Annotated in this window: 11 protein-coding genes and 1 pseudogene; 10 read left to right on the top strand and 2 right to left on the bottom strand. The window is 60.6% G+C overall.

Annotation, left to right across the window (positions count from 1 at the left end):
• Positions 1–22: 22 nt before the first annotated feature.
• Positions 23–316: pseudogene (locus tag GGD46_RS15100) on the top strand (helix-turn-helix domain-containing protein); the annotation flags it as partial.
• A gap of 292 nt (positions 317–608) precedes the next feature.
• Positions 609–1166, top strand: a complete 558-nt coding sequence (locus tag GGD46_RS15095) for a cytochrome b (protein WP_184705185.1) — start codon at positions 609–611, stop codon at positions 1164–1166.
• 35 nt (positions 1167–1201) lie between these two features.
• Here GGD46_RS15095 and GGD46_RS15090 read toward each other — a convergent pair whose 3' ends face one another.
• A complete protein-coding gene (locus tag GGD46_RS15090) occupies positions 1202–2080 on the bottom strand; it encodes a phosphotransferase (protein ID WP_184705183.1) in 879 nt (292 codons plus the stop codon).
• 119 nt (positions 2081–2199) lie between these two features.
• Complete coding sequence (locus GGD46_RS15085; RefSeq protein WP_184705181.1) at positions 2200–2568, bottom strand: VOC family protein; 369 nt, start codon at positions 2566–2568, stop codon at positions 2200–2202.
• A gap of 161 nt (positions 2569–2729) precedes the next feature.
• On the opposite strand from GGD46_RS15085, the gene GGD46_RS15080 reads away from it, so the two are divergent.
• The 8 genes from GGD46_RS15080 to GGD46_RS15045 all read left to right on the top strand — a co-directional run bounded on the left by GGD46_RS15080 (position 2730) and on the right by GGD46_RS15045 (position 10980).
• Complete coding sequence (locus GGD46_RS15080; RefSeq protein WP_184705179.1) at positions 2730–3236, top strand: NUDIX hydrolase; 507 nt, start codon at positions 2730–2732, stop codon at positions 3234–3236.
• Positions 3237–3338: 102 nt separating this feature from the next.
• Positions 3339–3881, top strand: coding sequence for an adenylate kinase (locus tag GGD46_RS15075; protein WP_184705177.1), 543 nt, complete (start codon positions 3339–3341; stop codon positions 3879–3881).
• Between the two features lie 277 nt (positions 3882–4158).
• Positions 4159–5862: a dihydroxyacetone kinase family protein gene (locus GGD46_RS15070; RefSeq protein WP_184705175.1), complete on the top strand. Its 1704-nt coding sequence runs from the start codon at positions 4159–4161 to the stop codon at positions 5860–5862.
• 279 nt (positions 5863–6141) lie between these two features.
• Complete coding sequence (locus GGD46_RS15065; protein ID WP_184705173.1) at positions 6142–7173, top strand: isopenicillin N synthase family dioxygenase; 1032 nt, start codon at positions 6142–6144, stop codon at positions 7171–7173.
• Between the two features lie 324 nt (positions 7174–7497).
• Positions 7498–8634 (top strand): transporter substrate-binding protein, encoded by a 1137-nt coding sequence (locus tag GGD46_RS15060; protein WP_184705171.1) that lies wholly within the window; start codon positions 7498–7500, stop codon positions 8632–8634.
• Positions 8631–9212 (top strand): ANTAR domain-containing response regulator, encoded by a 582-nt coding sequence (locus GGD46_RS15055; protein ID WP_184705169.1) that lies wholly within the window; start codon positions 8631–8633, stop codon positions 9210–9212. Before GGD46_RS15060 ends, GGD46_RS15055 begins: the two co-directional genes overlap by 4 nt.
• Positions 9212–10060, top strand: coding sequence for an ABC transporter permease (locus GGD46_RS15050; protein ID WP_184705168.1), 849 nt, complete (start codon positions 9212–9214; stop codon positions 10058–10060). Before GGD46_RS15055 ends, GGD46_RS15050 begins: the two co-directional genes overlap by 1 nt.
• Entirely contained in the window at positions 10060–10980 is a 921-nt protein-coding gene (locus tag GGD46_RS15045; RefSeq protein WP_004110494.1) for an ABC transporter permease, read from the top strand. Before GGD46_RS15050 ends, GGD46_RS15045 begins: the two co-directional genes overlap by 1 nt.
• Positions 10981–10987 lie beyond the last annotated feature (7 nt).

The raw sequence follows: 10987 nt of genomic DNA, 5'->3' as shown, positions 1-10987 counted from the left end.
ACCTCTAGCAAACCGGCATAATATGCCCTATATGATAGATATTGACCAATATGGGCAGTTTGAAACTGCACGTCAAGGTAAGAAGGCGATGATTTTAACACCAGCGCTCTGTCGAGCAGCCCGAGGCTTTCTCGACTGGACCCAAATGGATCTCGCCGACCGCTCGGGGGTATCCCGCAGCACGATCCGCGACTATGAGGGCGACCGCCATAGCCTGCACCGGGCAACGGAGGCTCAACTGCGACTGGCTCTCGAAACCGGAGGAATCGTCTTCTTCCGCATCGATGGGCACAAAATCGGAATTTGCCTGAAGACTCCTACCACAGATGCGCTCACTCCGGCACATACGGAGAGCTGCGAAATCCTGTCCATATCGGGCGACCAGGATCCTATACCGCGCAAAACCGGGCAATGACGTTTGGCCTCTTGCCCGAACACCAGCATTCCCTTTGAATTGAGCGACTGCCACAACCGTCGACCTGGGCTCCGGATTGATCATCCCATTAACGCCCCACTCGCGAGAAGGTGAACGGGCAGGCCCTCAAATCAGCCATATTCGGACCGATGACGCCTCCGCGCCGTATCCCCAGGACGACCGGAGAGACCCCATGTCCGTCACCAGTGCCCCGGCAGCCGACACGGCAGCCGCCCAATACCGACCATCGCAGCGAATCTTGCACTGGCTGATGGCCATCGTCATCATTTCCGCCCTCGTCCTCGGCCTTTACTGCTCGCATCACGCGCCGGGCACGCCGTTGCGCCGCGCACTTCTCGACGTGCATAAATCGCTTGGTATGATGGCGCTCGTCCTGATCGCCGTCCGCTTGCCGCTACGACTTTCGCTTGGCGAGCCGGCATATCAGCGGCCGCTCGATATCCTCAACCATTATGCAGCACGCGGCGCGCATATCCTGCTTTATGCGCTGATGATCCTGATGCCGCTTGCGGGTTACACAACCTCTGCGGCGGGTGGCCATGACCTTCCCTGGTTCGGTCTTTTCCAATGGCCGAACCTGTTGCCCGTCAACAAAGCACTGGAGCGGACCGCCGCCGATATCCATGAATACGGTGCCTACTGCCTTTACGTCATTGTGAGCGCGCATATCCTCGCCGCACTCTGGCATCACTTCTTTCGCAGAGACGACGTGCTCAAACGCATGCTGTAATGGCCGAAAGCGGGGGCCTGCAAATCCACCGACGGTTACCGCATGCCGAGACGCGACAAGGTGAGACGCGACTGTTCGCACAGAGCTTCGTTCAGGCCACCGCGATAGTAGCTGAGCGCGATGACCGCGCCGTACAGCGCCCACCCTTCGGCTCTCAGCCAATCGGCATCATCCACCTCGCAGGCCATGCGAAAGACATCGCGGGCGGAGGGGTCGACCCACGACCACGCTGCCGCGTAGTCGGCAGCGGGATCGCCGACGGCGCAAAGGCCCCAATCGATCACCCCGGTCAGTTGCCCGCCCTCGGCTATCAGATTATCCGCCTTGAGATCGCCGTGCAGCCAGACGGGCGGTCCTCGATGCGCGGTGGCGCAAGCCCGCTGCCAGAGATCGTGGGCCGCAGGGGCGTCGATCTCATCCGCCAGAATGTCGATCGCCCCAAGCGTAACCGGAGACAGAACCTCCAGAGCCACGCCACGGCGATGATTGAGTTCTCCCGCAAGCGGCGCGCCTTCCGTGCCAACCAGATGCAAAGCCTTGAGAAATTCAGCCAACGCTAGCGCTGCGGCGGCCGGATCGGCAATATTGGCCGGAGAGGCGATCTTCCCTTCCATCCAGTCGAAAATGCCGAAGTTGCATTTCAGCCCAAGCTCGGTGCTTCCACGGAAGCGCAATCTCGGCACCTTTAGCGGCAAATCCGCAAGCCGGGGCAACCAATCGAGCTCTTTGTCGATCAGATGCACGGCAGCCTCGCGGCGCGGAAGACGCAAGAGCAATGCTTCGCCTATGCGATAAATCGCATTGTCGGTGCCGGAGGATCTCAGACGCTGTATCGGAAGATCTGCCCATTGCGGCGTCATCTCCGATAGTAGGTGCCGGATCGCATTCTCCTGCGGCGCGACATCATCGTGCATGCTGAAATCCGTTGCTATTTTCGTTAACGGGGTCGGGGTGGTGCAAATCCGGCGTCATTCAGCCTGTCCGCCGATTTATCGCGCTTCCGCAACCGACACCATCCGGAACAGCACTCGTTTCACATCGGCTCCCCAACTTCCACCGCATGGTTGTCCGGATCGTAGAAGCGAAAGACGCGCTGTCCCCAATCCTGCCGTTCGATGGGATGGATGAGCGCGACATGCTGCGCTATCCTTTCGAAGGCTGTATCGATATCGTCGTCCTCAAAATAAAGCAGGACATTTCGACGCCCATAGGGTTCCGATGCTTCCGTGGGTGCCTTCCAGATCGTCCGCTCGAGCGCTTGCCCCTCATGAATTGCAAAGCCTGTCTCGAATAGGACGAAACTCCCGAAATCACTCAGGATCTTGAGACCCATGACGTCGCGATAAAATGCCTTGGAGCGATCGATATCGCTGACAAAGGGAATTGGATTGACGAAGTGCATTCTTGACACCAATGCAGTTGATTAAGATGGACCAAAAAAACGACCTTCCAAATTGCATCGAAAACGTGCATCTCCGATTGTCATATCGTTTCCGGATGCAGGACCTATGTCAATTCTTCGGGGATTGCGATCTTGGCCCGAGGCAATTGGAGGATTGATTGATGACCGATGATGCGCGCACGATGATCGTCATGGATGCGGGAAATTCACGTTTCCAGTTTCGGGCCGGCGCTTTGATCCGCGCCAACGGCCATATCCTCATCCACCGTGCAGTTAGAGACCCTTTCTGGGTTCTGCCCGGCGGCCGGGTGGAATTTCACGAAGCCGGCGCCGAAACGCTCGCGCGCGAAATCGAGGAGGAAATCGGCTGTGCGGCAACCATAGGGTCGCTGCGCTTCGTGATCGAGAATTTTTTCGAACTCGATGGACGAAGGGTTCATGAAGTCGGCTTCTACTACGATGCGGAATTGTCCCGGCCGCTGCCCTTTCACGAGGACGAGATCGTTTACCGGATCAAGGACGGGGGTACCGACCTCGAATTTCGCTGGGCGCGGCCGACGCGAGCTGTTCTGGAGCAATTCGATCTGAAGCCCGCGCCCTTGCTCGCCTTGATCGAGTCGATGCCCGCCGGCGTTCAACATATCGTCCGCCGCGATGCCGCAGGATGAGGCATCGCCGCCCTGAAATACAGAATGTTCTTGACTGCCTTTTGGAGGCGTAATCCACTTCTAATAGGTTGTTCCAACACTCGAATTTGCGGTCGTTCACTGATGTCACGGATTGTCATTCTGGGAAATGCGGGCGGCGGGAAATCCACTCTTGCGCGCAGATTGGCCGAAAGGCATGGGCTCAGCCATTTCGAAATAGACAAGCTTCTTTGGCTGGAAGGCTGGATACCGGCGCCTGTCGACACCTATTCCGAGCGTCATCGGCAGATCATATCGGGTGACAACTGGATCCTCGACGGGCTTGGACATCGCGATTCCATAGCATCGCGCATTGACCGCGCCACCCATATCGTCCTTATCGACATGCCGCTCTGGATGCATTTCTGGCTCGCCGCGGAAAGGCAGATCGCCTGGTCTTCCGGTGAATTGCAGCACGCTCCTGGCGGCCTCTCGGCCATGCCGCCGACGCGCGACCTCTTTCGAACAATATGGGAAATAGATCAGGGCTGGATGCCCGGCATTCGGAGCTTGTGTGACAATGCGGCGAGAGCCGGCAAGAAACTGGTCCGCATTTGCAGCGTCGAAGAACTGGAGCAGCTTGCAAGAACGGCAGATGTCGCCGACTGGCTCTCTGCGAAGTCATGAGACCGCGCGACGAGTATGGGATCTCAAAGGCTTGACGTCCGCCTTGTGTTGAGACTGGGCGGGCGGGACCGTGTCTGGAGGACGGCGCAAGGCGGCTTATCAACAAGAGCGGCACGAGCCGACGACCGATGCAACAGAAGGCTGTTGCGCGTCGTGACGCCGTCGGCCAACATGCCGGCGAGTCCGGTCTCGAGACCTCGCCTGAAATGCAGGATGACACTTGTTTCGGCACCGCCGATGCAGATCATGCGTTTCACCAAGAAGAAGGATTGAACGCATGACCAAAATCTTCGACGCTCCGGAGGAATTCGCAGCAACGGCACTTGCCGGCTTTGCGGCGCTTCATCCGCACTTCGTTCGACTGATAAAGGGGGGCGTTGTCCGCTCCACATCGGTGCCGAAAGGTAAGGTCTCGGTCGTCGTCGGCGGCGGGTCGGGTCATTATCCTGCCTTTGCCGGCTATGTCGGGCCGGGCTTTGTCGATGCAGCTGTCGCGGGCGATGTCTTCGCCTCCCCCTCGACGGCGGCGGTCGCCCGGGTGTGCCGCAAGGCGCATCATGGTGGCGGTATCCTGCTCAGCTTCGGCAACTATGCGGGCGACGTCTTGAATTTCGGCGTGGCTGCCGAACGTCTGCGCGCCGAAGGCATCGATGTTCGCATCGTGGCGGTGACGGACGATGTCGCCAGTGCCCCTGCAGAAACCGTATCGAAGCGTCGCGGCGTTGCCGGCGATCTCGTGGTCTTCAAGATAGCCGGCGCGGCGGCCGAAGCAGGTCTGCCCCTTGATGAGGTCGAGCGCATCGCTCGGCATGCCAATGCTCGCACCGTATCCTTTGGCGTCGCCTTCGATGGCTGCACCTTGCCCGGTTCGGCCGGCCCGCTCTTCACTGTGCCCAACGGCAAGATGGCGCTAGGCCTCGGCATTCACGGCGAACCCGGCATCAGCGAGGAAGCGATCGTCAGCGCCAGCGAACTCGCGACGCTGCTCACGGAAAAGCTCCTGCCGGAGCGCCCCAAAGACACGCGGAAGGTCGGCGTCATCCTCAACGGCCTCGGCGCCACGAAATATGAAGAGCTCTTCGTGCTCTGGTCATCCATTGCGGGCCGATTGCAGCAGGCCGGCCTGGAAATCGTCGCACCGGAGGCGGGCGAGTTCGTCACTAGCCTGGATATGCAGGGCTGCTCGCTGACCCTGGTCTTCCTGGACGACGAGCTGGAGCAACACTGGATCGCACCCTGCAGCAGCCCGGTCCTGCGCCGCGGCGCGACGATCCCCACGACACCGGCGATCGACAATCTGGCCGACGAGGATATGCTGACGACCTACCCGCCTGCCGATGGCGGAGGCCAGCGCGGCGGTGCTTGCATCATCCGCATCTTCTCGGAGACTTCGCTTGTGCTCCACGAGGCGGAGGAACAGCTCGGCCGGATCGACGCCTATGCCGGCGACGGCGACCATGGACAAGGCATGGCCCGCGGTGTGACGGCTGCTCTGGAAGCAGCCAAGGCGGCAAGCGCTGCAAAGGCCGGAACCGCAAGCGTGCTGGCTGCGGCCGCCGACGCCTGGGCGGACCGCGCCGGCGGCACATCGGGCGCGATCTGGGGGCTTCTCCTTCGGTCCTGGAGTACCGCACTCAGCGACAATGGTCCTATCGATGACCGGGCCGTTGTTGCCGGCGCGCGGCAGGCACTCGATGGCGTGGTGAGGCTCGGTGGCGCCAAGATCGGCGACAAGACGCTCGTCGACGTATTCTCTCCATTCGTCGATACGCTGGAAAAGAGTTTCGCCGAAAGCGGGTCGCTTTCCACCGCCTGGAGGCAAGCAGCCTCGGCGGCAAAACTTGCAGCCGAGGCAACGGCGCAATTACTTCCCAAGCTCGGGCGCGCACGTCCCCTTGCAGAAAAAAGCCTTGGCCATCCCGACCCCGGCGCGGTTTCCTTTGCGATGATTGCGACCCGTGTCGCCACCCTGCTTCGATAGTTGGAAGCAGGGCGCGACGGAACCATCGGAACACGGTCTGAGCCCGCCCCTCGCATGACGAGCGGCGCGGCCGTGACGACAAAAAACCATTCCAAGAGATGCGCAATCTTTGAGATGATCTTGTTTGCTTCAGCAAAGGATGGGTCATAGCGTTGCTTCAACCATTGGACGTCCTTGCCCCCTCGGCGGCACCGTGAGCTTCGGATGCGTATTACGCGCCGGCAACAGCTTCATGGCCGCAGCGAAAGGTGACAAGCGCATTTGAAAAGGAACGCGTCGTTGACCATTCACACCACACCAGCCGCGGCATCGTTGCCGACCTTGGATCTCTCCCGCTTTTATGCCTCATCGCAAGAGCGGCAGGCTTTCATCGCCGAATTGCGCAAGGTGCTTCACGATCATGGCTTCTTCTACCTGACGGGTCATGGTGTCGATCCGAAGTTGATCGGCGATGTCGTGGCGACGGCAAAGCGCTTCTTTTCGCTTCCTCTGGAAGAAAAGCTCACGATCGAGATGGTGAAGTCACCGCATTTTCGCGGCTATAATCGCGCTGGACAGGAACGCACGCGTGGCGAGCAGGATTGGCGCGAGCAGCTCGATATCAACACGGAAGAAGAACCAGCCGAACTTAGCCCGGATAGCCCGGCATGGCGGCGCCTGCAAGGACCCAACCAGTGGCCCGAAGCCCTGCCGGAACTCAAGCCCTTGCTGCTCGCCTATCAGGCGGAAGTGACGCGAATCGGCATTGATGTGCTCAAGGCGATCGCCGCGGCCCTCGGTCAGCCGGAAAATGTCTTTGCAGACATATATCAGCCTCAACCCTCGCAGCTCTTGAAGATCATTCGCTACCCCGGACGGGATGTAGCAGAAACCGACCAGGGGGTCGGTGCCCACAAGGACGGCGGATTCGTCACCGTGTTGCTTCAGGACACCACGCCGGGTCTACGCGTGCGTACCGAAGACGGCGTATGGATAGACGCGCCGCCGGTTCCCGGCACTTTCGTCATCAATACCGGCGAGTTGCTCGAGCTTGCGACGAATGGTTTCGTCCGCGCAGACGTGCATGACGTCATCGCGCCGCCTGCGGGCGTCGAGCGCTTCTCGGTCGCCTTTTTCCTGGGCTCTCGCCCGGACGCCACGATTCCGGTCATCGACTTGCCAGAAGACCTGAAGCGCGCCGAACGCGGCATATCGGTCGACCCCCTCAACCCGATCTTCCGCGAAGTCGGCCAGAACCAGTTGAAAAGTCGATTACGGTCGCACCCGGATGTCGCACGTGCGCACTATGCAGAGCTACTGGCCTCGGAGTAGTCGTTGCCTCGAAATAGGAGCCGGTGCGCAGCGCACATCGGCTCTGATCGCTGATATCACTTGGAGACGGACGCCTCTAGCAAACGGCCGTCTTAGCTGGTTCGACCGCGAGGCGCGCCAATACAGACGGATAATATCGAAGCTCCCAATTCGGCCTGCTCGTGCCTTGACAAACTTAAAATGACCGTATTTTAATCACGCTCAAGATATGAGCAAACGGACTTGTCTTACTGACATGATACTGTTTGCCAACGGGCAACAGCGCCCCACAACGCCCCGGTTTCCGGGATATGCGTTGTGGGTTTTTTTGTTTTGGGAGATGCGATGCAGACCGCCGTGAAGATCGGCATTCTCTATTCGACCACCGGGCCATACGGCTCGCTGGGGCGCGAGGCTCAGCTTGGCGCCGAATTCGCACTTCACGACTATCGCCGCAATGGCGGCCGGAAAGCGGAGTTGGTCTTCTTCAATCCGCATGCGGATCTGGCCGCCTATCTCGAAGGCGCTCGCAGCCTGATGCGCGACAGCGGTTGCCGGCACATCGTCGGCACGATCACGTCCGCCGCGCGGAAGGAAGTCATTCCACTTGTCGAGAAGCATGACGGCCTGCTGTGGTACATGTGCCCCTACGAAGGCTTCGAGGCGAACGAAAACGTCATCTATATCGGCGCCTGTCCCAACCAGCATCTCATACCGCTATTCGAGCACCTCATCCCGCGCCATGGACCGCGGCCCTATCTCGTAGGCGCCAACTATGTCTGGGGCTGGGAGATGAACCGGCTCGCCCGCGAGCTGATCGTCAATGCCGGGGGAACGATCCTTGGGGAGCGTTATCTGCCGCTTGAGGAAACATCCGTCGAACGCATCGTCGCTGATATTGCCGAGAAGCGGCCGAGCTTCATTCTCAACAATCTGATCGGCCCCTCGAGCTATGCCTTCCTGGCAGCGATCGCCGAACTCGGGAAACGCGATCCGGCGTTCCTGCCGGAAAATTGCCCGGTCGCCAGCTGCGACCTGACGGAGTGCGAGCTGGCGGATATTGCCGGCGGAGCAGTCGGCCAGCTCTCGGCGCTTTCTTATTTCGACGGCCTGGAAACCAGCGAAAACATCGCCTTCAAGTCCCGACTCAAGGCATGGCGGCCTGACATCGGCAAGGTCTCAACCATTTTCGCAAGCTCCTACACCGCCGTCGCGCTTTGTATTGCCGCGATCGAATCTTCGGGCAGCGAGGATCCAGTAACGGTGCGACAGGAGGTGGTCTCCCGATCCTGGCCATCGGTGCTTGGCAACCTTGTGGTCGATCCGACGACCAACCATGCGGCACTCCCCTTCTATCTCGGACGCATCAACGACCAGCACGGGTTCGATCTGATCGCCTCGGAGCAGGCCATCCCCGCCGATCCCTATCTGATCACAAGCAGACAGAAGCCGACGCGGCATCTGCGGGTGGTGCAATCATGAACGGCACACCCAATTTCGCCGGCTGGCGCGTCACGCTCCTTGCGGAAGACGACACCAATACAGAGAGGCTGAACCGCCAGCTCATCGTTCTCGGCATGCGGGTGAACCGCCAATGGAAACCCATTCCAGCCAACGATCTACCGGATTTGGTCGTCGTCGACGTCGACCGTGGCTGGGACGAATTGATTCCATGGAGCGGCGACAAACCGCTGCGGCCCGTTGTTGCCGTGCTCGGTTCGGAAGCGCCCGGCCGTATCGCCTGGGCCATGCGCCAGGGCGCCGGCTCGATCATTCAAAAGCCGGTGACGGCATCTGCCGTCTTTCCCGCCCTCGTGCTGGCGGTCTCCATCCATGAGGAGCGTCTGACCACAGCAAGACGCATCGCCCATCTGCAAGAGCGCCTGAAACTGCGTCCGGTCGTCTTCACAGCAATCGAACGGCTCAAGGCCGAGCGCAAGATCGATGACGAGGGCGCCTATGCAATCTTGCGAAATTGCGCCATGCGCCGGCGCCTTCCGGTCGAACAAATCGCCGCCTTCTTCCTGGTCGGCTCCGAAACACTCTCCGAGGTCGGCTGATGCGGGTACTCAAGGAACTTTGCCGACAACCCGCAGGGTTGTTCGGCCTCATCATTGTTGTCATCGTCGTCGCCATGGCGATCGCGGCACCGTGGCTTGCGCCTTTCGACCCTGATAACCAGATGTTCGACGGCCTGACGCTGGAAGGAGCGCCCATACCGCCGGGCGGGCAATTCCTGCTCGGCACTGACACGCTCGGCCGCGACCTTCTTTCGCGACTGCTGTTCGGCGCAAGGACGTCTCTGATCATCGGCCTCGTTGCCAACGGCGTCGCCGTGACGATCGGCCTCTTTGTCGGCGTCATGGCCGGCTATCTGCGCGGCTGGGCCGGCAGTCTGCTGATGCGCTTCACCGACCTGATGATGGCTTTCCCTGCACTTTTGCTCGCCATTGTGCTTGCGGCAATCCTGAAGCCCAGCCTTTGGATCGTCGCCATGGTCATTGCGCTCGTGAACTGGGTGCAGGTGGCCCGCATCGTCTATACCGAAACGCGCGCACTGGTGGAACGCGATTTCATCATGGCCCAACGGGCGCTCGGCGCCGGCCATGTCCGCATCGTCGTCCTCCACATTTTGCCGCATCTGGTTCCCACCGCCATCGTCTGGGGAACGCTCGGCATCGCAACGACCGTTCTTCTGGAGGCGACGCTCTCCTTCCTCGGCGTCGGCGTGCAGCCGCCGCAACCATCCTGGGGCAACATCATCTTCGAAAGCCAGAGCTATTTCCAGGCGGCCCCTTGGCTCGTCTTCTTCCCCGGCGCGGTCATTCTGCTGACGGCCCTCGCCTTCAATCTCGTCGGCGACGCGTTGCGCGACATTCTCGATCCGACCCAGAGAGGCAGAGGCTGATGCTGAACGTTCTTGCACGGCGCCTCGTCCAATCGGCGCTCATCCTCCTCGGCGTCGCCGCCATCACCTTCATACTGCTCTATGCACTGCCGGCCGACCCCGCGCGCATGATCGCCGGCCGCAGCGCCACCCCGCAGACGGTTGACAATATCCGCCGCGAGCTTGGTCTCGATCAGCCGCTACTGGCGCAATTCATGCACTATCTGAATGGCCTGCTGCACGGTGATCTCGGCCGATCCTATGCCCAGAAAACTCAGGTCATGACCCTCATCCTGGCCCGCCTGCCAGCGACGATCACCCTGATGGCGGCAGGCATCTTCGTCGAAGTGCTGCTTGGCCTGACGCTCGGCATCATCGCAGCGCTCGATCGCGGCGGCCCAACCGACCGGCTCGTCATGGCATCCGCTTTCGTTGGCGTCTCCGCCCCGCAATTCGTCGTCGCATTGCTGTTGCTCTACCTCTTTGCCGCCACGCTTGGATGGTTCCCGATGAGCGGCTACGGCAGCTTCTCGAATATCGTGCTGCCGGCGGCCACGCTCGGCCTTCTCGGCGCCGGCTGGTATGCGCGCATGGTTCGCTCCGCCATGATCGACGTGCTGAACCAGGATTTCATCCGCACCGCACGCGCCAAGGGCCTCTCCGGGCGGCGCATCATCCTGCGCCATGCGCTGCCGAACGCCATCCTGCCGATCATTGCCATGATCGGCATCGATATCGGCCAGTTCATGGGCGGCGTGGTCGTAGTGGAAGCCGTCTACGGCTGGCCGGGCATCGGCCAATTGGCCTGGCAGGCGATCCAGCAAGTGGACATCCCGATCATCATGGGTGTCACGCTCACCTCCGCGCTCGCCATCATTCTCGGCAATCTGGCGGCCGACCTTATCGCACCGCTTATCGATCCACGCATTCGTTCGCATTGAATCACAC

Origin of the sequence: Martinezella lusitana (assembly GCF_014207095.1) — a bacterium.
GTDB classification, from domain to species: domain Bacteria; phylum Pseudomonadota; class Alphaproteobacteria; order Rhizobiales; family Rhizobiaceae; genus Rhizobium; species Rhizobium lusitanum_B.
The sequence above is the reverse complement of the archived record's forward strand: the minus strand, read 5'-3'. Positions and strand labels throughout refer to the sequence as shown.

Coding starts and splice junctions, on each gene's coding strand:
- GGD46_RS15095 (WP_184705185.1), top strand. CDS start 609: ATGTCCGTCACCAGTGCCCCGGCAGCCGACACGGCAGCCGCCCAATAC.
- GGD46_RS15055 (WP_184705169.1), top strand. CDS start 8,631: ATGAACGGCACACCCAATTTCGCCGGCTGGCGCGTCACGCTCCTTGCG.
- GGD46_RS15075 (WP_184705177.1), top strand. CDS start 3,339: ATGTCACGGATTGTCATTCTGGGAAATGCGGGCGGCGGGAAATCCACT.
- GGD46_RS15090 (WP_184705183.1), bottom strand. CDS start 2,080: ATGCACGATGATGTCGCGCCGCAGGAGAATGCGATCCGGCACCTACTA.
- GGD46_RS15050 (WP_184705168.1), top strand. CDS start 9,212: ATGCGGGTACTCAAGGAACTTTGCCGACAACCCGCAGGGTTGTTCGGC.
- GGD46_RS15045 (WP_004110494.1), top strand. CDS start 10,060: ATGCTGAACGTTCTTGCACGGCGCCTCGTCCAATCGGCGCTCATCCTC.
- GGD46_RS15080 (WP_184705179.1), top strand. CDS start 2,730: ATGACCGATGATGCGCGCACGATGATCGTCATGGATGCGGGAAATTCA.
- GGD46_RS15070 (WP_184705175.1), top strand. CDS start 4,159: ATGACCAAAATCTTCGACGCTCCGGAGGAATTCGCAGCAACGGCACTT.
- GGD46_RS15085 (WP_184705181.1), bottom strand. CDS start 2,568: ATGCACTTCGTCAATCCAATTCCCTTTGTCAGCGATATCGATCGCTCC.
- GGD46_RS15060 (WP_184705171.1), top strand. CDS start 7,498: ATGCAGACCGCCGTGAAGATCGGCATTCTCTATTCGACCACCGGGCCA.